This window comes from Kitasatospora sp. Ki12 (genome assembly GCF_054601375.1).
The window spans coordinates 1,580,714-1,606,546 of sequence record NZ_BAAIHT010000001.1; the positions used below are offsets into that span (position 1 = coordinate 1,580,714).

Sequence of the window (25,833 nt, forward strand, 5' to 3'; positions counted from 1 at the left end):
GGGTTGAGCCGGCGGTGGGAGCCTGGGGATCGCCGCAGCGTGGCGCGGCAAGACCCTCCGGGACGCTTTACGTACGGTGGACGCCGCATTCTAGGGTGCCGGTTGCCTGCGACCTCCCCCCGCCCTCCGGCCTCCGCCCGAGCGCCCGGACAGCCTAGCCGCGGTGGCCCCGCCTGACGGACCGCCAGACGATGAAGCCTGCACCGACAGTGTCCCACCGGAAGGCCGACGGCATGGAACTGACCAGCGACGCGCTGGTGAACTCGCTGCTCGCACTCGGCGCCGCGGCGCTGGTCACCACCCTGTGGATCTGGCCCCGGCTGGCGCGGCAGCGCCCCCTGCCGGTGCTCGGCCGGATCGGCCTGCTGACGGTCGTTCAAGCCTCCATCGTGGCGGTGCTCGCGCTCGCGGTGAACAACTCTTTCGGGTTCTACACGTCCTGGGACGACCTGCTCGGAACCAGCGGCACCAAGCTCGCGCTGACCAGCAACGAGAACCACAAGGGCGGCACCCCGGTCACCGACGCGCTGCTCCAGCCCACCGGCGAAGGCGGCCTGGAGACGGTCACCAACCTGCCGAAGGGGCCGCCCGAGGAGGTCGGCAAGGTCGAGTCGGTCCGGGTCAGCGGCCAGGAGTCGGGCCTGTCCGACCAGATGTTCGTCTACCTGCCGCCCGAGTACTTCGACCCGAAGTTCGCCCTGATCCGTTTCCCGGTCCTGCTGGCCATCGCCGGCTACCCGGGCACGACGGTCAACCTGCTCAAGGAACTGCCGTTCGGACAGTCCGCGATCGACCTCATGCACACCGGCAAGATGCCACCGACCGTCCTGGTGATGGCCCGCCCGACAGTGGTGCCGTCCCGGGACACCGAGTGCGTGGACGTCCCCGGCGGGCCGCGCACCGAGACCTGGTTCGCCAAGGACGTGCCCGAGGCCGTCCGGTCCGCCTACCGGGTCGGCCGTACGGCCGGCTCCTGGGCCGCGTTCGGTTACTCCACCGGCGGCAGCTGCGCGCTGCGGCTGGCGATGCGGTTCCCCGGCGTCTTCGGCGGCGCGGCGAGCCTGCACGGCGACTTCACCGTGCGCCAGGACAACTACACCGGCGGCGATCTCTTCAACGGCGACAAGGCGCTGGCCCAGCAGCACGACCTCGGCTGGCGCTTGCAGAACCTGCCGGTCCCGCCGCTCAACCTGCTGGTGGTCTCCACCCGGACGGAGGGCGACTTCCCGCAGACCGTCCAGTTCGTCGACCAGGCCGCCAAGGTCTCGGCGGCCAACCCGCAGTTCAAGGTCGACTCGCTCTACCTGGACGACGGCGGGCACAACTTCGACAGCTGGACCAAGGAGCTGCCGGCCACCCTCGAATGGCTGGGCACCCACCTCGGCTAACGCGTGCGGGTGATTACCCGCCGGTCGGCCCGCCCGGTCGCGGGCCCGGGGGAACGTATCGCGGCCGTCCGCCCGCCACTCCCGGCGGGCGCCGCCCCGGATCCGCGCAGGAGGCGCCGTGCTGAGCACCAGATCGCTCTTCAACGAGATCTACCGGAACGACCAGGCGTACCAGCTGTTCTGCAGCATCGCGGCCGGTGGCGAGGACCAGGGCGGCTGGGAGAACGAGCGAATCACCGCCCTCACCCCGGACCCGGTGCTCGCGCCGAAGGTCGCCCGGCACGGCGCCGACGAGCGCAAGCACGGCCGGATCTTCACCCAGCTGCTGAACAAGCGCGGCCTGCCCAAGGTGCCCGTCCCGGACGACGCCGACTACTGCATGCTGCTGGAGCGCCAGGGTGTCGGCCTCTCCCACGAGCGGCTGAACAGCGACGTGCCGCTGACCGAGCGCGAGATCATCACCTACCTCGCGCACAGCCGGGTCACCGAGCAGCGCGCCGCCGAGCAGATGCGCCAGCTGGTCAAGGTGTACGGGGACAACCCCGAGCTCGGCCGGGCGATGCGGATGATCTCCGCCGACGAGGACAACCACCTCGCGTACTGCCACGAGGAGCTGCTGCGGCTGCGGGCCCAGGGCCACGGCCCGTACATCCGGCACACCCTGGAGACCAGCGCCCGCGGCGAGATCCGCACCCACCGGGACGTCGGCCTCGCCGTCACCGCCCGGATGGCCCGGATCCTGCGCTGGCCGCGCTGGCAGCTCGCCGTGGTCACGTTCGGGGTGCACGCGCTCTACCTGTACGACCGCGCATTCGGCTGGCGCCGGATGGTCACGCTGCGGATGCCCGAGCGCCGCAACGCAATGGGCACCCCGGCTCCGCCGCACGCGAAGACCGAGGTGCCCTGAGGAGTCCTGCCCGCGGCTCCCGGCCGTTCGGCGGCCGGGAGCCGCCGTCGACCGGTGCCGCCGTCGAGCGGTGCCGCCGGGTGCCGCTAGCGGCCGATGATGAGGCTCATCGCCTCGGCCCGGGTGGCCGGGTCGCGCAGCTGGCCGCGCACGCACGAGGTGATGGTCTTGGCGCCGGGCTTGCGGATGCCGCGCATCGACATGCACATGTGCTCGCACTCGACCACGACGATCGCCCCGCGCGGCTCCAGGATCCGCATCAGCGCGTCGGCGACCTGGCTGGTCAACCGTTCCTGCACCTGCGGCCGGCGGGCGTACACGTCGACCAGCCGGGCGAGCTTCGACAGCCCGGTGATCTTGCCGCTGGGGGACGGGATGTACCCGACGTGGGCCACGCCGCGGAACGGCACCAGGTGGTGCTCGCAGACCGAGGTCAGCTCGATGTCCTTGACCAGCACCATCTCGTCGTGGCCGAGGTCGAAGGTGGTGGTGAGGACGTCCTCGGGCTCCTGCCACAGGCCCGCGAATATCTCCTTGTAGGCACGCGCCACCCGGGCCGGGGTCTCCAGCAGGCCCTCCCGGTCCGGGTCCTCCCCGACGGCGAGCAGCAGCTCGCGGATGGCGTTCTCGGCCCGCTTCTGGTCGAAGAACCCGACGGCGGGCGGACCGTCGAGCGTCACCGGGTCGATCATGCGGGGCCTCGCTTAGATGTGTGAAGACTCTGGCTGAACAGCACGGATGCCGCGCCTCCAGGGTACAAACCCTGGTGACGCGGCAACCATTCCCTACGGGACCGGGGGTCAGCCCTCGACCGGCGGCTCGGTGGCCGGCAGCGGCGGGAGCTTCACGACGTCCATCGGAGCGGTGTCACCGGCGGCGGCGCCGTTGGTGAGCGCGAGCTCCTTGGGGGACTGCACCGGAGGCCGGGTGGACGGCGTACGACGGGTGGAACCCGTCCAGGCCGGCCGGGCCGGGCGCTTGACGATCGGCGCGAAGATCTCGGCGATCTGCTCCTTGTTCAGGGTCTCCTTCTCCAGGAGCTCCAGGACCAGGTTGTCGAGCACGTCGCGGTTCTCGACCAGGATCTCCCAGGCCTCGTTGTGCGCGCTCTCGATGAGCTTCTTGACCTCTTCGTCGACCAGCGCGGCGACCTCTTCCGAGTAGTCGCGCTGGTGGCCCATCTCACGGCCCAGGAACGGCTCCGCGTTGTCGGAGCCGAACTTGATCGCGCCCAGACGCTCGGTCATGCCGTACTGGGTGACCATGGCCCGCGCCGTGGCGGTGGCCTTCTCGATGTCGTTCGAGGCACCGGTGGTCGGGTCGTGGAAGACCAGCTCCTCCGCCGCGCGCCCGCCCAGCATGTAGGCGAGCTGGTCGAGCATCTCGTTGCGGGTGGTGGAGTACTTGTCCTCCTCCGGCAGCACCATGGTGTAGCCGAGGGCGCGGCCGCGGGACAGGATCGTGATCTTGTGCACCGGGTCGCTGTACTGGCAGGCCGCCGCGACCAGGGCGTGACCGCCCTCGTGGTACGCGGTGATCTTCTTCTCCTTGTCGGACATGATCCGCGTGCGCTTCTGCGGACCGGCCACGACGCGGTCGATCGCCTCGTCCAGGATGTTGTTGTCGATCAGCTTCTTGTCCGACCGGGCGGTCAGCAGCGCCGCCTCGTTGAGGACGTTCGACAGATCGGCACCGGTGAAGCCGGGGGTGCGCTTGGCGACGGCCGAGAGGTCGACGTCGGGCGCGATCGGCTTGCCCTTCTGGTGCACCTTGAGGATGTCCAGCCGGCCCTGGAGGTCGGGGCGCTCCACCGCGATCTGGCGGTCGAAACGGCCCGGGCGCAGCAGCGCCGGGTCCAGGATGTCGGGGCGGTTGGTCGCGGCGATCAGGATCACGCCGCCCTTGACGTCGAAGCCGTCCATCTCGACCAGCAGCTGGTTGAGGGTCTGCTCGCGCTCGTCGTGACCGCCGCCCAGACCCGCACCGCGGTGCCGGCCGACGGCGTCGATCTCGTCGACGAAGACGATCGCCGGGGCGTTCGCCTTGGCCTGCTCGAAGAGGTCGCGGACCCGGCTGGCGCCGACACCGACGAACATCTCGACGAAGTCGGAGCCGGAGATGGAGTAGAACGGCACCCCGGCCTCGCCCGCGACGGCACGCGCCAGCAGGGTCTTGCCGGTCCCGGGCGGGCCGTAGAGCAGCACACCCTTGGGGATCTTGGCGCCGACGGCCTGGAACTTGGCCGGCTCCTGCAGGAACTCCTTGATCTCGTGGAGCTCCTCGACCGCCTCGTCCGCGCCGGCGACGTCGGAGAAGGTGGTCTTGGGGGTGTCCTTGGTCAGCAGCTTGGCCTTGGACTTGCCGAACTGCATGACGCGGGAGCCGCCGCCCTGCATCTGGTTCATCAGGAACAGGAAGACCAGGACGATGATCACGATCGGCAGCATCGACAGCAGCAGGCTGACGAAGGTGCTCTGCTTCTCCGGGCTGACGGTGTAGCCCTCGGCGAGCGTGCTCGAGTCCTTGTCGTTGATCTGGGCCTGCAGCTTGTCGGCGATCGCGACACCCTGGTCGCCGATGTAGGAGGCCTGGAACTTGGTGCCGGACGGGGTCTTGCCCGTACCGGCGTTGGGCAGCGTTGCGCCGTCCTTCAGCTGGATCTTGATCGTGTTCGAGTCACCGGTGGTGATCTGCGCCGACTTGACGTTGTGCGCGTCGATCGCCGCCACGACCTGGCCGGTGTCCACCGTCTTGTAGCCGTTCGAGTCCGAAACGACCTGCATAAGTACGATGACGGCGAGGACGGCCAGCACGATCCACATGATCGGCGCACGGAAGTATCGCTTGACGTCCATCCATGCGGGGCGTTGCCGCCCCGTCCCTCCTGCCACTCAACGGCGCCGTGTGGCTGAAGGCCGCGGCGCGTCCGGTCGGTTGCTCATGTGAAGAGCGGTTTATTGGACCGTACCGCAGTCGGACCCGCCCATGGCGGGAGCACGGCGACACGGTTTCGGTTCTTTGTCCCCCCGGTCCAACGGGCGGGAACGGTCTACTGTTCCCGCCCATAGCCCGAACGGGTCCCTCAGCCGCCGTAGACGTGCGGGGCGAGGGTACCGATGAAGGGCAGGTTACGCAGCTTCTCCGCGTAGTCCAGGCCGTAGCCGACCACGAACTCGTTCGGAATGTCGAACCCGACGTACTTCACGTCGATCTCGACCTTGGCCGCGTCCGGCTTGCGCAGCAGGGTGCAGACCTCGAGCGAGGCCGGACCGCGCGAGCCCAGGTTGCCCAGCAGCCAGGACAGGGTCAGGCCGGAGTCGATGATGTCCTCGACGATCAGGACGTCACGGCCGGCGATGTCGGTGTCCAGGTCCTTGAGGATCCGGACCACACCGGAGGACTTGGTGCCCATCCCGTACGAGGAGACGGCCATCCAGTCCATGGTGACCTGCGAGTGCAGGGCACGGGCGAGGTCGGCCATGACCATCACGGCACCCTTGAGGACGCCGACGATCAGCAGGTCCTTGCCTGCGTAGTCCCGGTCGATGCGCTCGGCCAGCTCCAGGAGCTTGGCGTCGATCTCGTCCTTGCTGATGAGCACCTTCGCGAGGTCAGCGCCCATGTCGTTCTGGTCCACCGGGGATACGTCCTCAAACGTTCGGGGTCTTTGTGGCCGGCGGCCGGCCACCCCGGGGCATGCCTAGCCCGTCAGTCGCCCTGCCGCCGAAAGACCAGCGTGCCACACCTGCGGGTGGCCTCGACGCCCCCGGGTAGGTGCAGCGGCCCCTGGCCGCGCCATCCGGTGACCAGCAGGTCGATGGTCTCCAGGTGCCGGGCGAACAGGTCCCCGGCCGGGCAGCCCGCGCGCAGCGCCGCCCGGCGCAGCACCCGGCGGCGTACGGCCGGCGGCAGTTCGGCCAGTTTCGCGGCGTCCAGGGCGCCTTCCCCCGTACGGAGGTCGCGTTCGGCCAGAGAGGCCCACTGGTCGAGGGCGTCGGCGTCGTCGCGGAACAGCCGGGCGGTGCGGGCCAGCGCCTCGACCACTCCGCCGCCCAGGTGCTTCTCCAGCACCGGCAGCACCTCGTGGCGGACCCGGGAGCGGGTGTAGGCGGGATCACAGTTGTGCGGGTCGTCCCAGACCGGGATCGACTGGGCGGAGCAGGCCTGCCGGGTGGCGGCCCGGTCGAGCTCCAGCAGCGGACGGCGGTAGCGGCCCTTCTGGGCCGGCATCCCCGCCAGCGAGCGGGCGCCCGAGCCGCGGGCCAGGCCCAGCAGCACGGTCTCGGCCTGGTCGTCCCGGGTGTGGCCGAGCAGGACGGCGATCGCACCGAGCCGCTCGGCGGCCTCGTCCAGGGCGGCGTAGCGGGCGTCCCGGGCGGCCGCCTCCGGGCCGCCGGCGCGGCCGACGCGCACCGGGACCGCCTCGACCGGGTCGAGGCCGAGCGAGCGCAGCCGTTCGGCCACCTGGTCGGCGCGCTCGGCGGAGCCGGGCTGCAGGCCGTGGTCGACGGTGACGGCACCGACCCGCAGGCCGATCTTGGGGGCCTCGAAGGCGGCGGCGATGGCCAGCGCCATCGAGTCCGCGCCGCCGCTGACGGCGACCAGGACCAGCGGCGAGCCGGGCGCGGCCGGGGTGCGGGGCAGACCGGACGGGTGGCGCGCGGCGTTGCCGATCAGGGTGGTGCCGACGGCGGCACCGACCAGCGGCGCCCCGGCCGGACGCTCACGGGGTTCGCGCACCGGCGCGGTGAAGGTGGAACCGGCCTCGGCGGCGAGGTCGGTGAGCGTGCGGCGAACGGCCAGGCGTATCGCGGCGACAGCGGGGTGAGGGCCCACGGCGGACGACTCCTCGACGGAGGGGACAGGACTGCGGCGGGCGGCGTTGACCGCGCACCTGCGTGAGCGCCCTGTTACCGGGCGCTCACAGATGGTGGCAGAAAGGAGCCACCCGCTACGCCACCCGCGCCACCGGTACGACCACCGTCCCACGTTCGGGTGAATGAAGAAACGCTTCTTCACTCGCGATATGCCCGATTGGACCACTCGTACGAGCGGGTTTGACCGCCCCGCGCCGCTTGCCGCCCGGCTCGGGGCGTCACGAGGCCGCAGCGCCCCGGTTTCGCGGCGTCACGGCGTCACGGCGTCACGAACGGGCGCTCAGCGCGCCACCCGGGCGACCCAGGCGGCCGGGTCGTGGATCTCCTCCTTGGTCGGCAGGGTGTTCGGGGAGGTCCACACCCGGTTGAACCCCTCCATGCCGACCTGCGCCACCACCCCGCGCACGAACACCGCGCCGTCCTGGTACTGGCGCAGCTTGGCGTCCATGCCCAGCAGCCGGCGCAGCAGCAGGTCCAGCCGGTTCGCGCCGCGGTCCCGGCGCTGCTGGAACTTCTCCCGGATCTCCGCGACCGTCGGCACCACGGCCGGGCCGACGCCGTCCATCACCACGTCCGCGTGACCCTCCAGCAGCGACATCACCGCCGTCAGCCGACCGAGGATCTCGCGCTGGGCGGGCGACTGGACGATCTCCATCAGGTTCGACGAGGAACCCTCCCGGCCGCCGAGGCCCGGCAGCCCGCCGAGCGAACCCGCCGCGTCCCGCAGCCGGTCCAGCAGCGCGCCCGGGTCGACGTCCGTCTCGGAGAGGAAGGACTGCACCTCGGACTGGATGTGGTCACGCAGCCACGGCACCGCGGTGAACTGCGTCCGGTGCGTCTCCTCGTGCAGGCAGACCCAGAGCCGGAAGTCGGACGGGTCGACGTCCAGTTCCCGCTCGACGTGCACGATGTTCGGCGCCACCAGCAGCAGCCGGCCCGGCCCCGGGCCCTCCGGCCCCAGCCGCGGCTTGTCGAACAGCGCCGCCGGACTGTCCGGGGCCTCCAGCGAGGGCTCCGCCGGGGCGAAGGTCTCGTACTGGCCCAGCACCTTGGTCGACAGGAACGCCAGCAGCGCCCCCACCTCGATACCGGTGGCCTTCTCCCCCACCGTGCCGAACACGCCGGCCGCCGCGCTGTTCGCCCGGCGCGCCTGCAACTTCTCCACCAGCGGCTGGACGACCGTGCGGAAACCCGCCACGTTGGCCCGCACCCAGCCGGGGCGGTCCACCACCAGCACCGGCGTCGCCGCGGCCTGCGCCAGGCTCGACGACTGCATGCCGGTGAACGCCCGTACGTGCTCCTCCGCCTCCAGGGCGTGCCGGCGCAGCTCGGCGACCACCGCCGCCGCTTCCTCCCGGCTCACCTCGGGCCCCGGCCGAACCAGCCTGGTCGCGGTTGCGACCGCGAGATTCCAGTCGACCATGTCAGCACCGCCGCTCGCGCTCGTCATGCCCTCACCGTACGTGCTCCCCACCACCTACGGCAGCCACCCGCCGCGAACACCTCCGCCCCGACCCCCCGGCACACCCCGGCGGCGACCCCGCGCACCCGGCAACTCGGCTGCGGCGGCGGCCGGATGACGCTCCGCACCAGCCGACCGGCACACCCGCGAGGGACACCCCGCGCCCTGCGCCACAGGGGCCGATCGGCGCCTCCCGCACAGGCCACTCGGTGCCCGGCGCGAAGCCCTCCGGGTACGCCCACAGGCGGCGGCCGGATGACGATCCCCACCGGCCGACCCCGGCCCGGACAGGAGTCATCCGAACCGGGCGAACCCAGACGAGCCCGCGAGGCCCGGCCAGGCCTCCGCAGGCCCGACGGCCGCCGAGACCCCGGCCCGGACAGGAGTCTCCCGGGGCACCGAGGCAGACGGAGTCAGTGGCAGCCGCAGGTGGCGAGGCGGGCGGCGATGCGGTCCATGGCGGCGCGGGTGGTGTCGGCGGGGGCGGTGTCGGGGGTGCGGGTCATGACGGCGAAGGCCAGGAGGCGCCCGTCGGCGTCGACGACGGTGCCGGCAAGGGTGTTGACGCCGCTCAGGGTGCCGGTCTTGGCGCGGATCAGGCCGGCCGCGGCGGCCGCGCCGGAGGCGGAGCCGTAGCGCTTGCCGAGGGTGCCGGTGAAGCCGGCGACCGGGAGGCCGGTGAGGACCGGGCGCAGGGCGGGGTGCTGCTCGGAGGCGGCCAGGGAGAGCAGCCGGACCAGGACGACGGGCGGGATCAGGTTGTCCCGGTGCAGTCCGCTGCCGTCGTTGAGGACCACGTCGCCCATCGGCACGCCGAGTCGGACGAGCTCCTGGGTGACGGCGGCGGCCGCCCCCTCGAAGGAGGCCGGCTGGTGCGCGGCGAGCGCGACCTGACGGGCGATCGCCTCGGCGAGCTGGTTGTCGGAGGTGGTCAGCAGGCGCTCGACCAGCCGACCGAGCGTGGGCGAGTCGACCCGGCCGAGGACGGGCGCGTCGGCGGCGGCCGGGGCCTCGGTGGGCTTGGCCCCGCCCTCCACGGTGATGCCCCGGGCCTTGAGCAGGCCGGCGAAGGCCTCGGCGGCGGCGAGGGCCGGGTCGGTGACGCGGGCCGGCGCGTCCGCTCGGCTCTTCGGGTCCACCTTGGCCTCGTCCACCATCAGCGGGACGACCAGGGCGATGTTCTCACCGTCGTGGTTCTTGTGCCGCGGGTTGCCCGCGTACATCGACAGGTCGTAGTCGAGCTTGACCGAGCTGGTGCCGGCCGCGGTGAGGGTGTCGGCGGTCTGCCGGGCGAGGGCCTCCAGGGAGGCTGGGGCGGTGTCGGCGTCGGCGGGCTGTCCGCCGATCTGCACCTGGTCGGCGGGCAGTGCGGTGAGCGTCGGGTCGCCGCCGCCGACCAGGGTGATCGTGCCCGGAGCGGCACCGCGGACCACCTTGGTGGTCAGCCGGGTGTCACCGGGGATCAGGGACAGGGCCGCGACCGAGGTGGCCAGCTTGGTGGTGGAGGCGGGGGTGGCCGCGGTGTTCTCCCCGGAGCCGTACAGGAGTTGGCCGCCGGCGGCGTCCGCGACGGCGTAGGTGACGTCTCCGAGGCCGCGGTCCGCGAGGGCGGCGGCGAGGGCCTGCTGGAGGCCCTGCGTGGTGGGGACGGCGGCCTGCGGGCCGTCCTCGGCGGCGGCCAGGACGGCGCCCTGCGCGGGGGCCGGGCGCGCGGCGGACGCGGCACCGCCGGCGCCGGGGGTGGCGGCGGGCGCTCCGGAGCGGCGGGTGGGCGTGGTGCCGGGGCTCTCGCCCGACCCGGCCTTCGGGCCGTTCTTCCCGTGCTCGCCCTTCTTGCCCTCGTGGCCGCCCTGGCCGCCCTGGCCGCCCTGGCCGTCGCGGTCCTCGTCCTCGCCCTGCCCGGCGCTGTGCCCGCCCGGGGGCGGGGAGGGCTGCGCGTACGCACCGCCCGAGGTCAGGACCGTTCCGGCGACCAGCAATGCCGCACCGAACAGCCCGGCGGCCGTCCCCCGGCGGCGGCGAGCCGCGCCTCCCCCTGCTCCCACCGACCGGCCCCTTTCCCGAGCACTCACTCCCGTAGGAGACACTTGGATTCTGTCAGTCCCTACCTTGGAGGAACCGTTGGAGTTCGACGTCCTTATCGAAATCCCGAAGGGCTCTCGTAACAAGTACGAGGTCGACCACGAGACCGGTCGTCTGCGGCTCGACCGGATGCTCTTCACCTCGACCCGCTACCCGGCCGACTACGGCTACGTGGAGGGCACGCTCGGCGAGGACGGCGACCCGCTGGACGCCCTGGTCATCCTTGACGAGCCGACCTTCCCGGGCTGCCTCATCAAGTGCCGCGCCATCGGCATGTTCCACATGACCGACGAGGCCGGCGGCGACGACAAGCTGCTCTGCGTCCCGGCGACGGACCCGCGCTGGGAGCACCTGCGCGACATCCACCACGTGTCGGAGTTCGACCGCCTGGAGATCCAGCACTTCTTCGAGGTCTACAAGGACCTGGAGCCCGGCAAGTCCGTCGAGGGTGCCAACTGGGTCGGCCGTGTCGAGGCCGAGGCCGAGGTCACCGCTTCGATCAAGCGCCTGGCGGAGCAGGGCGGCCACTGAGCCGTCGTTCCGATCTCGTTCGATCAGGGTAGTTCGAGGTAGGTCGGGACAGCCTGGGGCCGGGGTTCGCGGATTCGTCCGCGGGCCTCGGCCTCTGCCGTTCCCGGGGCCGGGCGGTCCGCCGGCCGGGGGCGGAGCGGTCGGGGCACACTGGCGGCACAGGTTGCCGACAGACTGTCGGCATGACGTGAAGTTAGGTTAGGCTAACCACAACGTCGGGGCCGGATCCGACCCGGCCGCAGCCGATCACTGGAGGCCGCATGACCGCGCCCGGGCCCGTCCCGTTCTCCACCGTGCTCCGCACCGCCAGCAGCGAGGAGCACGAGGCCGCCGAGCACTCCTCGTTCATGAGCCACCTGCTGAACGGCCGGCTCGGGATCGAGGCGTACGCCGACCTCACCGGCCAGCTCTGGCACGTCTACCGGGCCCTGGAGAGCCGCGCCGGACAGCTCGCGGAACACCCGCTGACCGGCCCCTTCGTCGACCGGGCACTGCTGCGCACCGCCGCCATCGAGCGCGACCTGGCGCACCTGCGCGGCCCCGACTGGCGGGACGGCCTGGCACCGCTGCCCGCCACCGCCGCGTACGTCGCCCGGGTGGAGGAGCTGGCCGTCGAGTGGCCCGCCGGGTACATCGCGCACCACTACACCCGCTACCTGGGCGACCTGTCGGGCGGCCAGATCATCCGGGGCGTGGCGGAGAAGACCTGGGGATTCGCCCGCAAGGGCGACGGCGTTCGGTTCTACGTCTTCGAGGAGGTCGACAACCCGGCCGCCTTCAAGCGCGAATACCGGGCCAAGCTGGACGCGGCGGGCGCGGCGATGGACGAGGTCGAGCGGCGCCGGGTGGTCGAGGAGTGCAAGCGGGCGTTCGTGCTCAACGGCGCGGTCTTCCGCGACCTGGACGCCCGCCACCCGCTGAGCGCGTAGCGGCCCGGCGCGGCGACGGGACCGGCCCCGGCGAGCGATCGGCCCGCCGGGGCTGCCGGAACGCGGCTCACCGGGGTCAGTCCTCCAGCCGGAAGCCGACCTTCATGCAGACCTGGAAGTGCTTGACCCGGCCGTCCTCCAGATGGCCCCGGACCTGCGACACCTCGAACCAGTCGAGGTTGCGCAGCGTCTGCGCGGCCCGCTCCACCCCGTTGCGGATCGCGGCGTCGATGCTCTCGGTCGAGGACCCGACGATCTCGGTCACCCGGTACACGTGGTCGCTCATGGCGGACTCCCTCAGCTGTGCGACGGCCCCCGGTCCACCGTGCACCGCCCCCGCGCCGCCCGCACCCCGACGGGCGCCCGCCGACCGCCGTACAGGGGGCGAGGGGGCCGCGGGCGGGGGCCCTAGAACGCCGCCCGCACCCCGCCGACCGGCGCACCGCCGCCCAGCAGCGGGGCCGCGCCGATCCGGTCGACGGTCTCGTCCGCCCCGGTCACCCCGAGCCGGCGCAGGGCGGCCGCCAGCACCGGGCCGCGGGCCCGCTCGCCACCGTCGTCGATCTTGAAGGCCAGCGCGCGGCCGTCCGGCAGCGCCACCACCTGGACGGCCTCGGCGCCCATCTTGGACAGCGCGCCCGGCAGGGCCCGCATCAGCCAGGTGTCCGCGCGGCGGGTGCCGGCCACGTACTCGGGGTGGGCGCGCATCGCGTCGGCGACCCGGCGCGGCGCGGAGCCCTCGGCGGCCAGCACCAGGCCGCGGTAGGCGCGGGCCAGGCCGGTCAGCGATACGGCCAGCAGCGGGGCGCCGCAGCCGTCCACCCCGGCGTGCGCGGGGGTCTCGCCGGTGCCCTCCTCCAGGGCCTCGCGGGCCAGTCGCTGGATCGGGTGGGCCGGGTCGAGGTAGCTCGCGGTGTCCCAGCCGTTGGCGACGCAGGCCGCCAGCCAGCCGGCGTGCTTGCCTGAGCAGTCCATCAGGATCGGGGCGCGGCGGCCGCCGGCGACGAGCAGCAGCTCCGCCTCGGTCTCGTCCAGCGGCAGGTCGGCCGGGGTGCGCAGGGCCGACTCGTCGAGGCCGGCGGAGCCGAGGATGGCCCGCACACCGGCGAGGTGAAACGATTCTGCAGAGTGACTGGAGGCCGCCAGCGCCAGCAGCTCCCCCTCCAACTCCAGCCCGGCCCGCAGCGTCGCCACCGCCTGGAACGGCTTGGCGGTCGACCGGGGGAAGACCGGCGCGTCCGGGTCGCCCAGCGCGAACTCGACCGAGCCGTCGGCGGCGAGCAGCACCAGGGAGCCGTGGTGGTGGCCCTCGACGAAGCCGGATCGTATGACCTCGGCGAGGACGGGCGCGGTGGCGAGCTGGGACATCGGGGTTGAGCCTTCCGGGGCGGGGGTGAGCCGAGGAGTGAGCCGGGCCCCACCCGCCCACGGCGACTCACCCGGTCAGAGCGGCCCCCCTGCGAGCAGGTCGTCGACCCGTGCTTCCCCATCACGGTACCTGCGGGTGATCTCGGCATTGCAACCGTCGGCGGTGCGCAGCAGCCGCTGGCGCCGTCCGGAGACCTCCCGCTCGTGCGCCCGCAGCCGCTCCAGCGCGGCCAGCAGCTCCTCGGCCGGGTGCGCGGCCAGGTCGGCGAGCTGGACGTCGCCCATCAGCGCGTCCGCCTCCAGCCGGGACTCCAGGGTGCGCGGCGGGCCCAGGGTGACGTGCCGGGCCGAGCGCCGCACGGTGGAGGGCGCGTCGGTCAGGATGGCGGGCAGCCGGTCCAGCAGGTCGCCGGGGACCGGGTCGGGGCCGGGCACGCCGGCCGTGCGGACCGGGCCCACACCGGGGCGCCGGTCGAGTTCGGCGCGCAGGATGTCCATCCGCCCGTGCAGCAGCCGCCGCAGGTAGGAGAGGTCGGCCTCCTGCTCCAGGGTCTCCCGGCGCAGCACCCGCAGCTGGTCCAGGCCCAGCCCTTCCAGATCGGGCTCGCCCGGCACGCCCGCCACCGGCCCGCCCGGGCTCCCGGGGGCCCGCGCCACCTGCCCGGACCGGTCCCGCGCCGCGCTGCTCGCGTCCATCACCCAACCACCTGCCGTCGTCCGATCCCGCCCGCTCGCGGCACTCCGTCCCTGCCGCCGGCCGGCCCGTCCCCCCGACGGGCTCGGCGTTCCGTCCGTCGGCACGCCCGGGAGCCCCCCGGAGGTTCCGTTCCCCGGCCGTGACCACCCGTCGGGGCGACACCACCAGAACACCTGACCCACCGGCTCGACCGCCCGGCCGAACCCGGGCCCGGCGCGGCGGACCTCATGGCGCCCCGGACCCTTCGTACGGTCCCCCAGCGTGCCACCCCGCCCGGCGCGGGCGCACCGCCCGTGCACCCGAACGGCCCCCTGGCGAACGGGGGTGGCTGATATGACCGGCCCTTTCCGCAGGAAGAGTGGCGCCCCAACCCGCGCAGGCGCCCACGTCACGGCGTGCGCCACCCCAGCGCGCGCCCCTCCCGTGCGCCCTGGGACAACCCCTGTGACGCACGTGGGGGACGCGACGGGACGGACGGGGGGCGTGACGGCGCCGCCGCAAGCCCCGCAAGAGGGCCGGGCGAGGGCCGCGCGAGGGCCCCGCGAAGGCCGCGGAAGGGCGTCCGAGGGGCGTCGGCCCGCGGCCGGGTGGACGGCCCCGGGGGCCCTCCGGCGGCCGTACGGCGCTCCGGCACAATGGCCGCATGCGAGCAGTGGTGCAGCGAGTGAGCGAGGCCCGGGTGACCGTGGCCGGTGAGACCGTCGGCGCGATCGAGGGGCCCGGGCTCTGCGTCCTGGTCGGCGTCACCCACGACGACACCCCCGCCAAGGCCGCCCAACTGGCCCGCAAGCTCTGGACGCTGCGCCTGCTCCCGGCGGACGAGGACGGCGTCGAGCAGAGCTGCTCCGACCTCGGCGCCCCGCTGCTGGTGATCAGCCAGTTCACGCTCTACGGCGACGCCCGCAAGGGCCGCCGCCCCACCTGGAACGCCGCCGCCCCCGGCCCGGTCGCCGAGCCGCTGGTGGACGAGGTGGTCGCCCAGCTGCGCGCGCTCGGCGCCAAGGTGGAGACGGGCCGGTTCGGCGCCGACATGCGGGTGGCGCTGGTGAACGACGGCCCGTTCACCGTCCTCGTCGAGGTCTAGGGCGTGTCTGACAATTCGCGTCGGATCAGCGCGCGGCGTTGGGGTGCGTGCATCGCAAGGCGGAGGAGGGAGTCCATGCGGAGCATCGGCGACCGACGACAACGCGGCGAGGTGCGTGCCCCGGCGTCGCGCGCCCGGCGGGAATTGTCAGACACGCCCTAGGGCGGCCGTCGGCGCTACTGCGGGACGATCACGTCCTGGGTGCCCGGCACCGTCCCGGCCAGCAGCACCGCGTCCACCGGGACGTTCCGCTTGACGATCGCCAGTGCGATCGGCCCCAGCTCGTGGTGCCGGGCCGAGGAGGTCACGAAGCCCAGCGCCCGCCCGTCCGGGTCCGTGGCCAGCCGCACCTCGGTGCCGTGCGCGGGCAGCGTCTCCTCGGTGCCGTCCAGGTGCAGGAAGACCAGCCGGCGCGGCGGGCGGCCCAGGTTGTGCACCCGGGCGACGGTCTCCTGGCCGCGGTAGCAGCCCTTCTGCAGGTGGACGGCGGTGCGCAGCCAGTCCACCTCGTGCGGGATGGTCCGGTGGTCGGTCTCGAAGCCGAGCCGGGGCCGGTGGCCCTCGATCCGCAGCGCCTCGTACGCCCAGACGCCGGCGGCCGGGCCGTATCCGGCGGTGAGCTTCTCCAGGTCGGCGCGCGGGACGAACAGGTCGCGCCCGTACGGGAGTTCACGGACGGCGGCGGCGCCCTCGACCGAGCCGGTGGAGCCGGCCGGCAGGTGGACCACGGCGTACTCGGCGGTCGCGTCGGCGACCTCCACCCGGTAGAAGAACTTCATGCTCTCCAGGTAGGCGACCAGCGCGCCCTGGGTGCCCGGCTCGACGTGCGCCCAGGTGGTGGTGCCGTCGTCCACCAGGTAGAGCGCGTGCTCGACGTGCCCGTTCGGGGAGAGCACCAGCGCCTCGGCGGCCTGCTGCGCGGGCAGCTCGCTGACGTGCTGGGTGAGCAGCAGGTGCAGCCAGGCGAGGCGGTCCGCGCCGGTGACGGTGACCACGCCGCGGTGCGAGAGGTCGACGAAGCCGGTGCCCTGCGCGAGGTTGCGTTGCTCGCGGAAGATGTCGCCGTAGTGGGCGGCGACGCCCTCGTCGGCCCCCTCGGCGGGGACGGCTCCGGGCAGGGCAAGCAGCGGGCTCTTCACACCGGTCATACCGGCCAGCTTACGACCGGTCGTCGGCGAGCTTGGCGGTGCAGTCGGCGCAGCGGCCGAAGATGGCGAAATGCTTGAGGTCGGTGTCGAAGCCGTGCTGCGCGCGCAGGCTCTCGATCAGCGGCTGGGCGATCTCGGTGCCGGTCTCGGTGACCTTCTCGCAGTCCCGGCAGACCAGGTGCAGGTGGTGGTGGCGGCCGGCCAGGTGGTAGGTCGGGGCGCCGTGGCCGAGGTGGGCGTGCGAGACCAGGCCCAGCTCCTCCAGCAGCTCCAGGGTCCGGTAGACGGTGGAGATGTTGATGCCGCTGGCGGTCCGCCGGACGTGGCAGAGGATGTCGTCGGGGGTGGCGTGGTCGAGCACGTCGACGGCCTCCAGCACGAGCTGCCGCTGCGGGGTGAGGCGGTAGCCGCGCTCGCGCAGATCACTCTTCCAGTCGCCGGAGAGCTGCCAGTCGGTGGTGCCGGTGTCCGCCACGGTGCTGTCCCTGCCAGAGTCGGGGGTCCTGATGCCAGTGTAGGGACCGGCCCGCGGCCGGTCCCTACACTTGCGCGGACTGAGCTGTCGCCTGAGCCGTGCGTACTCGCCGTTCCTACTTGAAGAAGGCGATGCCGTCGTCCGGCAGGTCGTTGATGTCCTTGATCAGCTGCGCCGGGCTGAGCACCTTCTTCAGCTGCGCGGACATGTACGGGCGCAGCGGCACGTTCGGGGCGGCCTTCTCGCCGACCCAGAGCAGCTCGCCGCTGACGAAGCCGTACAGCCGCTTGCCGCCCGAGTACTCCGGGGAGCCCTCGATCCGGGCCACCGCGTCGGTGGAGACGTCGATCTGCGGCTTGCCGTCGGCCAGCTCGCCGTACCAGATCTCGACGGTGCCGTCGTCGCGGACGGAGGAGATCTCGATCCCGCGGGCGCCGCTGGTGCCGTCGTGGTTGCTGGTGATGCGCCAGAACGCGTGCTCGTTCTCCAGCGGGCGGACCTTCTCGCCCTCGTCGTCCAGCACCCAGGTCCGGGAGCGGAACTCGAGGAAGGGCCGGCCGTCGTGACGGATCACGATCTCCTGGCCGAAGTTGCACTTCTCCGTGCCGGGGAAGTCATAGACGCCCGCGCCCTCCCAGGTGCCGAGGAGGAAGGCGAGCGGCACGACGTCCTTGTGGAGGTCAGAGGGGATCTCGATCATGTTCCTGGTCGCTGTCGTCGTCGGTGTGGGGCTGCCTCAACCGTACGGCAGGCTCAGCGCTGGCCCTGGTACAGCTTCATCACCGAGAAGATGGCGAACCAGGTGATCAGCACGGCCATGAGGGCCAGCAGACCGTCGAAGAACATTTCCAGACCGGACACGGGGGGCTCCCAGGCGGCGACAGTGTGGTGGATTTTGCTCCGCTCACTCTATCCGTCGGGCTCCGGCCGGTCGCGGTGAGCCCCACCACGTCGCGGTTCGCGCCGGGCGGCGCGGTTCGCGCCGGGCGCCACCACGCTGCCCAAGCTTTGCCCGCGGGTTCCCGTGATGACGGACGGCGGGGAGGGCGGGACCTCTAAGGTGGCGCCATGCCGAAGAAACTGGTCATCAAGGTCACCGCAGGGGCGGACGCGCCGGAGCGGTGCTCGCAGGCGTTCACGGTGGCGGCGGTGGCCGTCGCCAGCGGGATCGAGGTCTCGCTCTGGCTGACCGGCGAGTCCTCCTGGTTCGCGCTGCCGGGCCGGGCGGCCGAGTTCGAACTGCCGCACGCGGCGCCGCTGCCGGACCTGCTGGAGTCGATCCTGGCGGCCGGCTCGGTGACGCTGTGCACCCAGTGCGCGGCCCGGCGCGGGATCGAGCAGAAGGACACCGTCGAGGGTGTCCGGATCGCGGGCGCGCAGGTCTTCGTCAGCGAGATCATGGCGGACGGCGTCCAGGCGCTCGTCTACTGACGTACTGACGCCCCGGGGCTACGGACGCTGATCGTGGTCGGGGCGCTCCCGGTCGGGCCGGTCCCGGTCGTGGCCGGGCTCGTCCCACTTCGGGTCGTCCCAGCGCGGGTCGTTCCACCAGTCGTCGTCCGGGTCCCGCTTGTTGACGAACACCGCGGCGACCGGCGGGATCACCATCGCGACCACGCACATGCCGATCGCCGCGCCGACCGAGAAGAACCGCACCACGCCCCAGGCCATGACGAACAGGCCCAGGCACACGCCCATCATGGCGAAGTAGTAGCGACGCCGCCGCTTTGCCCGCACCCCTCCACGGTACGGCCGAGGGCCCCTGCTCGGCAGGGGCCCTCGGGGGGAATCGTCCGTACCGGGCGCCGACTCCGGTCGCGACCCGTCGGTCAGACCGCGATCGCGACCTCGACGGCGGTGCCCTGGGAGGCCACCACCTGACGGTCCACGGTCTGGCCCGGCACCAGCGCGCGCAGGGTCCACTTGCCCGGGCGGGCGAAGAACCGGAACTGGCCGGTCGCGGAGGTGGGCACCTCCGCCGTGAACTCGCCGCCCTCGTCGAGCAGCCGGACGTAGCCGTTGACCGGCTCGCCGTCCCGGGTGACCGAACCCTGGATGATCGTCTCGTTCGCCACGTCAACTCCTGCCAGGTCCGGGCCGCCGGCCTTCGCACCGCACATGTCTGTACTTCCCTTCTGACTTACGGGTCGAGCCGGAGGCTCAGTTGCTGCCGAGCTCGATCGGCACGCCGACGAGGCTGCCGTACTCGGTCCACGAGCCGTCGTAGTTCTTGACGTTCTCCTGGCCGAGCAGCTCGTGCAGCACGAACCAGGTGAGCGCGGAGCGCTCGCCGATGCGGCAGTAGGCGATGGTGTCCGTCGCCAGGTCGACGCCCTCGGCCTCGTAGAGCGCCTTGAGCTCGTCGTCGCTCTTGAAGGTGCCGTCGTCGTTGGCGTTCTTGGCCCACGGGATGTTGCGGGCGCTCGGCACGTGGCCGGGGCGCTGCGACTGCTCCTGCGGGAGGTGGGCCGGGGCGAGCAGCTTGCCGGAGAACTCGTCGGGCGAGCGGACGTCGACCAGGTTGAGCGTGCCGATGGCGGCGATCACGTCGTCGCGGAAGGCGCGGATCGACGAGTCGGCGGGCTGGGCCGTGTACTCGGTGGCGGGGCGGGCCGGCACCTCGGAGACCAGGTCGCGGGAGTCCAGCTCCCACTTCTTGCGGCCGCCGTCCAGCAGGCGGACGTCGCCGTGGCCGTACAGCTTGAAGTACCAGTAGGCGTACGAGGCGAACCAGTTGTTGTTGCCGCCGTACAGGACGACGGTGTCGTCGTTGGCGATGCCCTTGGCGCTGAGCAGCGCCTCGAACCCGGCCTGGTCGATGAAGTCGCGGCGGACCGGGTCCTGGAGGTCCTTCTTCCAGTCGATCCGGACGGCGTTGCGGATGTGGTTCTTGTCGTACGCGGAGGTGTCCTCGTCGACCTCGACGATGACGACCTTCGGGTCGTCCAGGCGGGCCTGGACCCAGTCGGCGTCGACCAGGACGTCGCTGCGGCTCATGGTGATGTTCTCCATCCGAGGGCGGTTTGCGGAAGGTGCGGTGCTCAGGAGGTGCTGCAGGGCACCCGGGCGGGGACGGTCCGAATCCCTGTCCGAATACTGGGACGGGACGGATGGACCGGTGCGGCCGGGCGGGGAACTGCGGAAGAGGTCGGCGCCGACCCGCTGATGCGGCCGGGAACGGTCACCGGGGAGATCGGCGGCGGGCGTCAACTACCCTGCCAGGGCGCCGATTCAGCGCATTCGACACAGACAGGCGGCCACGCGGCACAGGTCGACCGCCCGCCGCTTCGTGAGATCCGTCTGTCGCTTCATGCCGACGATGCTAGGGACACCGACGGCCTGCTGTCATCAGCGTATCGAATACTGGGATCAAAACATCCGCATGGTGGGATTTGCCCCCACCGCGGCCTGCTGAGCCCGGCCGGGCCGCCCCGCGGCGACGCGGAGCGGGCGGAAACGACACCGCTCCGCGGCCCGCGCTGGACAGCGCGTCTCGCGGAGCGGAACGTTTCGGCGGTATGAAGCACGGCGGCGGGCCGACCGGCACGGCCGCCCGGCGGGGCTCAGCCCAGGAGCTTGACGCCCTTGCCGTCGAAGGACAGCTGGAGGCCCTCCGGCAGCGGCGTCACCCCGTCCTTGTCGCCGTCCTTGGCGGCCAGCTTCAGCCCGGCCGGCAGCGTGTCGAGGGTGAAGCTCATCGGCTCGATCTGCTGGTTGGTGACCCCGGCGACCATCCCCGCCAGGGAGCTCAGCCGGAAGCCGTCCACCGTGACGGTGTTCCCGTCGTTGTGCACGGTGCCCTCACCGATCGCGATCGGCCCCAGGGAGGCCTTCACCTTGCCCGGCCCGCCGTACGACAGACTCAGCTTGGTGCCGGTGCCCACCGGCAGCTTGGTGCCGTGCAGCAGCTGGGAGGCCGGCGGCAGCAGCTGCGCCAGGTCCGGGTACGAGATGATCCCGCTGCCGGTGCCGCTGTCCACCGTGGCGCTGTTCATGCTGTCGCTGACCTTGACGCCGGCGAGCTTGGCCTTGAACGAGTGCAGCGCCACCTGGTGGCTGCCGTCGCCGACGGTCAGGCCGTCGGCGGAGATCCGGACGTCGTCCAGCTTCATCGACAGCACCTGGGCGAGGAACGGGAAGCCCTCGATCGAGACGTCCGGCCGCTGGCTCATCCGGCCGCTCTGCACGATCCGGTCGGCGGCCTCGTCCTCGGCCACGCCGACCGCGATCCGGTCGGCGCCCACCAGGAGGCCGGAGAGCACCACCAGGCCGATCGTGGCCTTCAGCCATCCGCGCATCGTCTCCCCCGTCGTCGCCGGTCGCTGTGGTCGTTCTTTCGGTCGTCCGCTGTCGTTCAGTCGTTCACTGTCGTCCGCTGCCGCCCGCCGTCCTGCGGCGGTCGCCGGCCCCGGCCGCTCCCGCACGACCGTACGACGTCCCGCCCCGGAGCATGGTTCCGGGGCGGGACGTCGTACGGGAAGGGCGCCGCCGCGTGCGGCGGGGTCAGGCCAGCAGGTCGGTGGCGATCCAGATCAGCGGCGCGGCCACCGCCAGCGGCAGCGCCACGCCCGCCGTCATGTGCACGAAGCGGGACGGCCAGTCGTACGCCGCGACCCGGCGGCCGACCAGCGCCCCCAGCCCGGCGAGCGCGCCCAGCGCCACCGGAGCGCCCACCAGCAGGCCCAGCGCCACGGCCGCGACCAGCCCGAGCACCGGGCCCAGCTGCTTCGGGCCGGGCAGCGGCGCCGCGGCCAGCAGGGTGGCCAGCGCGACCGCGCCCACCCCGGCCGGCACCCAGTCGGCCGCCAGCAACGTGGTGCACAGCGCCGTCACCACGGTGGCCGAGCCCAGCACCGTCAGCGCGTAGAACCGCTCCTTCGGGTCCGACGGACGGAACGTCTGCAGCACCAGGACCAGCAGGAAGAACCCGCCCAGGGTGCCCACCACAGCCGCCACGCCGCCGTCGGAATCCGCCAGCAGCACCGCCGCGTCGGCGGTGAACCCGGCCAGCGCGGCGAGCAGGATGCCCTGACGGGCCGGCCACATGCCGTTCAGCCGGAACCAGCCGGCCGCCGTCAGCAGCTGCAGCAGCGCGACCACCAGGGCCAGCGCCACCTGCCCGAGCGCGGCACCACCGGCCAGCAGCGCGGCCGCGCCGGCCGTGATCAGGGCCGGCTGCAGGCCGGGTTCGATGATCGGCGAACCGGTCCGGCCGCGCGGGGCGGCGGGCGGCGCGGCGGACGGCGCGGGCTGCGCCGGGACGGCCGCGAACGGCGGCACCGGCGGAGCGCCCACCGGGCCCGCCGGACCGACCGGGCCCGCTGCACCGGGGACGGGCGGGCGCTTGAGCGTCATGGTCGGCGGGTCGAAGACCTCCGCCGGCTGCGGCGCGGCCTCGGGCTGCGCCGCCGGGGCGGCGTGCCGGGCCCGGGCGCGGGGCCGGTCCTGCGGCTGCGGCTGGCCGTGCGGCTGGAGGTGGCCCTGCGACTGCGGCTGCCCCTGCGGCTGAAGGTGCCCCTGCGGAGCCTGCGGCGGCTGCGGATACCCCTGCGGCTGCCCCTCCGGCCGGAACGGCGGCTGGACCGGCCGCTGGTGCCGCGGCGCGGCGGGCGGGGCGCCCGGCACCGCGCCGGGGACCACCGGCGGCAGCAGCGCGGTGGCCTCGGCGTCGCCCAGCGGGGGCACCGGGGGCAGCAGGGCGGTCGCGTCCGCGTCGTCGAAGGCCGGGACCGGCGGCAGCACCGTGGTCGCCGCCGCGTCGTCCACCGGGTAGCCGTACGGCGACTGCTGCTGCCCGGGCTGCTGCGGCGGGTACTGCGCGTGCTGCGGGTACCCCTGCGGAGCCTGCGGCTGCTGGGGGTACGGCTGATTCTGCTGGTTCTGCTGGTTCTGCTGCGGCCACTCGCCGTGGCCGCCGCGGTTCGGGTTGTTCATGTCCGTCACGCCGCTCAGCCTCCCGCGAACGGCGGGAGGACCTCGACCGTCCCGCCCTCGGTCAGGGCGACGGTCGCGTGGTCCCGGGCGCCCACCTGGCCGCCGTCGACCAGGAACGAGCTGTGCCCGAGCAGCCGGACGAGCTTCGGCTTGTCGGCGTGCCGCTCCTTGGCCGCCGCCAGCGCCTCCGCCAGGGTCGCCGCCTCGTACGGCTCCTCGGCCAGCCCGGCCTCGGACTTCGCCGCCGCCCAGTAGCGGATCGTCCCGCGCACCCGGGCGCCGCTCGCGGGCTCGGTGGTCACATCCATCGGGCCACCCCTTCTCGTCGTCCTCGCCCGGTCCCGGTACCCCGGTCCGGCTCGCCTCGGGGCGGCCGCCCGACCACCCGAACGATGGACCCGCGCGGCGCCGCCGATGTGCGTCCCATGATGGCGTGTCCGCCGCCACGACCGGCAATCGCCCCGGTCCGACCGGCCCGGGGCGGCGCTCGACGCTGTGTCCAGGCTCACCCGGCGTACGCCCGAAACGGGGCGACGGCCGGTTCCGGGCACTCCCGGCGGCGGCGCGGGTCGGCTATCCTCAACCACCAAGAGGGATCCGGGCAGAGTCGCCCCCGGGTCCTTTTGTGCTTTCAGGACGCCAGTACGGACGTTCGTGCGATTCGTCGGTCCACCCCCGACGCACCGCAGGGACCGCCCCGTCCGACGCGGCACAGCGACGTGTCGCCGCCGGACGGGACGTCGCCACCGGTGCCCGGGCCGCCGCCCGGGCACCGGACCAGACCGGAGGGTTCTCGGTGATGAGCAGGCCAGGAACGGTGCACCAGGGGTTGCGGGACCCCGGGCGGATCCGCCGTCGTGCCCTGCGCGCCGCCCACTCCCCCGGCACGACCCGGACGCCCGTCCTCCTCCTCCCACCCTCAGCACGTACGCCATCCGGCTGTGGCGGCAGCCGGAACGCGACCGCGACGACCCGGAAAGGGGACCACCGGGTATGAGTTCTCTCCTCCTCCTCACCAACGCGCTGCAGCCGTCCGCCGAGGTGCTGCCCGCCCTCGGCCTGCTGCTGCACAACGTCCGGGTGGCGCCCGCCGAGGGCTCCGCCCTCGTGGACACCCCCAGCGCGGACGTCATCCTGGTCGACGGCCGACGCGATCTGCCGCAGATCCGCAGCCTCTGCCAGCTGCTGCGCTCCACCGGCATCGGCTGCCCGCTGATCCTGGTGGTCACCGAGGGCGGCCTGGCCGCCGTCACCGCCGAGTGGGGCATCGACGACGTCCTGCTGGACACCGCCGGGCCGGCCGAGGTCGAGGCCCGGCTCCGGCTCGCGCTCGGCCGCCTGCAGATCGACACCGACGACAGCCCGATGGAGATCCGCAACGGCGACCTCTCGGTCGACGAGGCCACCTACTCCGCGAAGCTCAAGGGCCGGGCGCTCGACCTCACCTTCAAGGAGTTCGAGCTGCTCAAGTACCTCGCCCAGCACCCCGGCCGGGTCTTCACCCGGGCCCAGCTGCTGCAGGAGGTCTGGGGCTACGACTACTTCGGCGGCACCCGGACGGTGGACGTCCACGTCCGGCGCCTGCGCGCCAAGCTCGGCGTGGAGAACGAGCAGCTGATCGGCACCGTGCGCAACGTCGGCTACCGCTTCGTCGTCCCGGAGAAGCCCGAGAAGGGCGACCGTCCCGAGCTCGCCCAGCGCCCCGCCAGCCAGCTGGAGGCCTGAACCGCGAGCCGGGCGGGCCACCCCCGCCCGGCTTGTCCGGTTCATCCCGGAGCCGGACCCCGTTCACCGGGAAGCGGCCCCGGCTCCCACTGCCGCCCCCGAGGCCACACGCGTAGACTCCACTCGTGGCCAAAGTGACGCGCGACGATGTAGCCCGACTGGCTGGGACCTCGACCGCGGTCGTCAGCTACGTCATCAACAACGGGCCGCGCCCGGTGGCGCCCGCGACCCGGGAGAAGGTCCTCGCGGCGATCGAGCAGCTCGGCTACCGGCCGAACAGCGTCGCCCAGGCGATGGCCTCCCGCCGGACCAACCTGATCGGCATGGTCGTCCCGGACGCCCGCCAGCCGTTCTTCGCCGAGATGGCCCACGCCGTCGAACGGGCCGCCTCCGAGCGCGGCAAGCTCGTGCTGATCGGCAACTCCGACTACGTGGACGACCGCGAGGTCCACTACGTCCGCGCCTTCCTCGGCATGCGCGTCGCCGGCCTGATCCTGGTCAGCCAGGGCCCCTCGCAGCGCGCCGCGGAGGAGTTCGCCGCGATGGAGGGCGCCAAGGTGGTGCTGCTGCACCGCCGCCCCGAGGCGATCGACGACGTCGCGGTGGTCACCGACGACGTGGGCGGCGCCGAGGCCGTCGTCCGCCACCTGCTGGAGGAGCACGGGCACCCGTACGTCGCCTGCTTCGGCGGCCCGGTCGAGTCCCCCGCCCCCGGCGACCCGGTCATCGACCACGTCGAGGGCTGGCAGCGCGCCATGGACGCGCACGGCGTCCCCACCGAACCGCACCTGATCGACGCCCCCTTCCACCGCTACGGCGCGTACGAGGTGGCCCTCGACGTGCTGAGCTCGCCGGACCGGCCGCGGGCCATCTTCTGCTCCACCGACGACCAGGCCATCGGCGTGCTGCGGGCCGCCCGCGAGGTCGGGCTGCGCGTCCCCGAGGACCTCGCGGTGGCCGGCTTCGACGACGTCCCGGAGGCCGCGCTCGCCGACCCGCCGCTGACCACCGTCGCCTCCGACCGCGACGCGATGGCCCGGGCCGCCGTGGACCTCGTGCTGGACGACTCCCTGATGGTCCCCGGCTCGGACACCGAGCGGGTCCGCAAGTTCCCGTCCCGCCTGGTCATCCGCCGCTCCTGCGGCTGCGACGGCGCCGCACCCGGCCGCCCCTCCGCCCAGTAGCGGCCGGAGCGGGGCCCTCGACCGGAACGGCTCAGCGGACCC

General features: G+C 73.1%; 27 protein-coding genes. 8 read left to right on the plus strand and 19 right to left on the minus strand.

Annotated features, from left to right (window positions below; genetic code table 11):
• The first annotated feature begins 233 nt into the window (after window positions 1–233).
• The gene (locus ACYP53_RS06810) at window positions 234–1,388 is read left to right on the plus strand and encodes an alpha/beta hydrolase (protein ID WP_459646907.1); all 1,155 of its coding nucleotides are present in this window, start codon (window positions 234–236) and stop codon (window positions 1,386–1,388) included.
• A gap of 118 nt (window positions 1,389–1,506) precedes the next feature.
• Window positions 1,507–2,295, plus strand: coding sequence for a ferritin-like domain-containing protein (locus tag ACYP53_RS06815; RefSeq protein WP_189924845.1), 789 nt, complete (start codon window positions 1,507–1,509; stop codon window positions 2,293–2,295).
• Window positions 2,296–2,381: 86 nt separating this feature from the next.
• Here the strand turns inward: ACYP53_RS06815 and folE are convergent, their stop codons facing one another.
• The 6 genes from folE to dacB all read right to left on the minus strand — a co-directional run bounded on the left by folE (window position 2,382) and on the right by dacB (window position 10,679).
• On the minus strand, window positions 2,382–2,987 hold the full coding sequence (gene folE, locus ACYP53_RS06820; protein WP_189924843.1) for a GTP cyclohydrolase I FolE: 606 nt from the start codon (window positions 2,985–2,987) through the stop codon (window positions 2,382–2,384).
• Between the two features lie 108 nt (window positions 2,988–3,095).
• Window positions 3,096–5,150 (minus strand): ATP-dependent zinc metalloprotease FtsH, encoded by a 2,055-nt coding sequence (gene ftsH / locus ACYP53_RS06825; protein WP_189924841.1) that lies wholly within the window; start codon window positions 5,148–5,150, stop codon window positions 3,096–3,098.
• 227 nt (window positions 5,151–5,377) lie between these two features.
• The gene (hpt, locus tag ACYP53_RS06830; RefSeq protein WP_030059589.1) at window positions 5,378–5,932 is read right to left on the minus strand and encodes a hypoxanthine phosphoribosyltransferase; all 555 of its coding nucleotides are present in this window, start codon (window positions 5,930–5,932) and stop codon (window positions 5,378–5,380) included.
• Window positions 5,933–6,003: 71 nt separating this feature from the next.
• On the minus strand, window positions 6,004–7,131 hold the full coding sequence (gene tilS, locus ACYP53_RS06835) for a tRNA lysidine(34) synthetase TilS (RefSeq protein WP_459646908.1): 1,128 nt from the start codon (window positions 7,129–7,131) through the stop codon (window positions 6,004–6,006).
• Window positions 7,132–7,452: 321 nt separating this feature from the next.
• Window positions 7,453–8,622, minus strand: a complete 1,170-nt coding sequence (locus ACYP53_RS06840; RefSeq protein ID WP_189924831.1) for a zinc-dependent metalloprotease — start codon at window positions 8,620–8,622, stop codon at window positions 7,453–7,455.
• A gap of 425 nt (window positions 8,623–9,047) precedes the next feature.
• The gene (gene dacB / locus ACYP53_RS06845) at window positions 9,048–10,679 is read right to left on the minus strand and encodes a D-alanyl-D-alanine carboxypeptidase/D-alanyl-D-alanine endopeptidase (protein WP_459646909.1); all 1,632 of its coding nucleotides are present in this window, start codon (window positions 10,677–10,679) and stop codon (window positions 9,048–9,050) included.
• Between the two features lie 76 nt (window positions 10,680–10,755).
• Here dacB and ACYP53_RS06850 point away from each other — a divergent pair, with 76 nt between their 5' ends.
• On the plus strand, window positions 10,756–11,247 hold the full coding sequence (locus ACYP53_RS06850) for an inorganic diphosphatase (protein WP_189924907.1): 492 nt from the start codon (window positions 10,756–10,758) through the stop codon (window positions 11,245–11,247).
• Between the two features lie 260 nt (window positions 11,248–11,507).
• Window positions 11,508–12,176 carry a biliverdin-producing heme oxygenase gene (locus ACYP53_RS06855; protein WP_459646910.1) on the plus strand — a complete coding sequence of 223 codons (669 nt, stop codon included), beginning with the start codon at window positions 11,508–11,510 and terminating at the stop codon, window positions 12,174–12,176.
• A gap of 76 nt (window positions 12,177–12,252) precedes the next feature.
• Here the strand turns inward: ACYP53_RS06855 and ACYP53_RS06860 are convergent, their stop codons facing one another.
• The 3 genes from ACYP53_RS06860 to ACYP53_RS06870 all read right to left on the minus strand — a co-directional run bounded on the left by ACYP53_RS06860 (window position 12,253) and on the right by ACYP53_RS06870 (window position 14,240).
• Window positions 12,253–12,462 carry a dodecin gene (locus ACYP53_RS06860; RefSeq protein ID WP_189924824.1) on the minus strand — a complete coding sequence of 70 codons (210 nt, stop codon included), beginning with the start codon at window positions 12,460–12,462 and terminating at the stop codon, window positions 12,253–12,255.
• Window positions 12,463–12,584: 122 nt separating this feature from the next.
• The gene (locus tag ACYP53_RS06865; protein ID WP_189924822.1) at window positions 12,585–13,544 is read right to left on the minus strand and encodes an asparaginase; all 960 of its coding nucleotides are present in this window, start codon (window positions 13,542–13,544) and stop codon (window positions 12,585–12,587) included.
• Between the two features lie 75 nt (window positions 13,545–13,619).
• Window positions 13,620–14,240, minus strand: a complete 621-nt coding sequence (locus tag ACYP53_RS06870) for an RsiG family protein (protein WP_229929176.1) — start codon at window positions 14,238–14,240, stop codon at window positions 13,620–13,622.
• Window positions 14,241–14,884: 644 nt separating this feature from the next.
• Here ACYP53_RS06870 and dtd point away from each other — a divergent pair.
• A complete protein-coding gene (gene dtd, locus ACYP53_RS06875) occupies window positions 14,885–15,325 on the plus strand; it encodes a D-aminoacyl-tRNA deacylase (RefSeq protein WP_459646911.1) in 441 nt (146 codons plus the stop codon).
• A 176-nt stretch (window positions 15,326–15,501) separates the two neighbouring features.
• Here dtd and ygfZ read toward each other — a convergent pair whose 3' ends face one another.
• From ygfZ to ACYP53_RS06890, 3 genes are all read right to left on the minus strand, one after another.
• Window positions 15,502–16,464 carry a CAF17-like 4Fe-4S cluster assembly/insertion protein YgfZ gene (gene ygfZ / locus ACYP53_RS06880; RefSeq protein ID WP_459647958.1) on the minus strand — a complete coding sequence of 321 codons (963 nt, stop codon included), beginning with the start codon at window positions 16,462–16,464 and terminating at the stop codon, window positions 15,502–15,504.
• Window positions 16,465–16,483: 19 nt separating this feature from the next.
• A complete protein-coding gene (locus ACYP53_RS06885) occupies window positions 16,484–16,948 on the minus strand; it encodes a Fur family transcriptional regulator (RefSeq protein ID WP_189924818.1) in 465 nt (154 codons plus the stop codon).
• A gap of 115 nt (window positions 16,949–17,063) precedes the next feature.
• Window positions 17,064–17,648: a heme-binding beta-barrel domain-containing protein gene (locus tag ACYP53_RS06890; protein WP_189924815.1), complete on the minus strand. Its 585-nt coding sequence runs from the start codon at window positions 17,646–17,648 to the stop codon at window positions 17,064–17,066.
• A gap of 368 nt (window positions 17,649–18,016) precedes the next feature.
• Here ACYP53_RS06890 and ACYP53_RS06895 point away from each other — a divergent pair, with 368 nt between their 5' ends.
• Window positions 18,017–18,379: a DsrE family protein gene (locus tag ACYP53_RS06895; protein WP_189924813.1), complete on the plus strand. Its 363-nt coding sequence runs from the start codon at window positions 18,017–18,019 to the stop codon at window positions 18,377–18,379.
• Between the two features lie 18 nt (window positions 18,380–18,397).
• Here ACYP53_RS06895 and ACYP53_RS06900 read toward each other — a convergent pair whose 3' ends face one another.
• The 7 genes from ACYP53_RS06900 to ACYP53_RS06930 form a co-directional block, all read right to left on the minus strand.
• A complete protein-coding gene (locus tag ACYP53_RS06900; protein ID WP_459646912.1) occupies window positions 18,398–18,685 on the minus strand; it encodes a DUF3099 domain-containing protein in 288 nt (95 codons plus the stop codon).
• 92 nt (window positions 18,686–18,777) lie between these two features.
• Window positions 18,778–19,068, minus strand: coding sequence for a DUF1416 domain-containing protein (locus ACYP53_RS06905; protein ID WP_030059605.1), 291 nt, complete (start codon window positions 19,066–19,068; stop codon window positions 18,778–18,780).
• A 40-nt stretch (window positions 19,069–19,108) separates the two neighbouring features.
• Window positions 19,109–19,945 (minus strand): sulfurtransferase, encoded by an 837-nt coding sequence (locus tag ACYP53_RS06910; RefSeq protein WP_189924809.1) that lies wholly within the window; start codon window positions 19,943–19,945, stop codon window positions 19,109–19,111.
• Between the two features lie 234 nt (window positions 19,946–20,179).
• Window positions 20,180–20,260, minus strand: coding sequence for an Ms5788A family Cys-rich leader peptide (locus tag ACYP53_RS06915; RefSeq protein ID WP_350517234.1), 81 nt, complete (start codon window positions 20,258–20,260; stop codon window positions 20,180–20,182).
• A 251-nt stretch (window positions 20,261–20,511) separates the two neighbouring features.
• Window positions 20,512–21,246 carry an LmeA family phospholipid-binding protein gene (locus ACYP53_RS06920; RefSeq protein WP_459646913.1) on the minus strand — a complete coding sequence of 245 codons (735 nt, stop codon included), beginning with the start codon at window positions 21,244–21,246 and terminating at the stop codon, window positions 20,512–20,514.
• A 205-nt stretch (window positions 21,247–21,451) separates the two neighbouring features.
• A complete protein-coding gene (locus ACYP53_RS06925; protein WP_459646914.1) occupies window positions 21,452–22,891 on the minus strand; it encodes a hypothetical protein in 1,440 nt (479 codons plus the stop codon).
• A 5-nt stretch (window positions 22,892–22,896) separates the two neighbouring features.
• Window positions 22,897–23,190, minus strand: a complete 294-nt coding sequence (locus ACYP53_RS06930; protein ID WP_459646915.1) for a MoaD/ThiS family protein — start codon at window positions 23,188–23,190, stop codon at window positions 22,897–22,899.
• A gap of 685 nt (window positions 23,191–23,875) precedes the next feature.
• On the opposite strand from ACYP53_RS06930, the gene ACYP53_RS06935 reads away from it, so the two are divergent.
• The gene (locus ACYP53_RS06935) at window positions 23,876–24,607 is read left to right on the plus strand and encodes a response regulator transcription factor (protein WP_189924801.1); all 732 of its coding nucleotides are present in this window, start codon (window positions 23,876–23,878) and stop codon (window positions 24,605–24,607) included.
• Window positions 24,608–24,732: 125 nt separating this feature from the next.
• Entirely contained in the window at window positions 24,733–25,791 is a 1,059-nt protein-coding gene (locus tag ACYP53_RS06940; protein ID WP_189924799.1) for a LacI family DNA-binding transcriptional regulator, read from the plus strand.
• Window positions 25,792–25,833 lie beyond the last annotated feature (42 nt).